1 pseudogene is annotated in these 527 nt (G+C 47.4%); it reads right to left on the reverse strand.

From position 1 onward, the window contains the following. Nucleotides 1–527 (reverse strand): annotated as a pseudogene (locus R7Q11_RS29100) (methyl-accepting chemotaxis protein); the annotation flags it as partial.

Here is a 527-nt window from a genome sequence, read left to right on the forward strand (position 1 = left end):
CGTAGTCATCCACGTTCTTTTTAAGGAAGCTACTGGGAACCGACACCATAACGATCCAAGGCGCATCGCTGGTTTCAATTGCAGTAATCGCATACTCATCCCCGCCAAACGTCACAAGGCCTGCGCCCTTTTGTTTCGCAATGGATTGAATACGAGCCCATTGAGACGCCAACTCATGAGAGACTTTCTTGCCCACTTGATCTGCTTGGCTGCTGTTTGCCAGTGTGATGCCTTTCCACGAAGAAATCAGAATACGGCCTTGTCCATCAAACAAGTCGCTCGCGTAATCTTCACTTTGGCTTTGTAACTCGTTCAATGACAAATCAAAACCAAGAGAGCCTATGATCTCGCCACGTAACTTGATTGGTTGGCTGATGGTCGTGATCAGTTCTTGTTTGCCGCGAACCGGATACATGTACGGTTCCATCACGAACGTTTTGCCCGTTTCGTAAGGCATCAAGTGCCAATCGTCTTTACGCTCACCGTTGTTGTTTAATTCAGTATTGCTAAAGCTATCCATCGCCACA

It is taken from the genome of Vibrio sp. 970, from assembly GCF_033339075.1.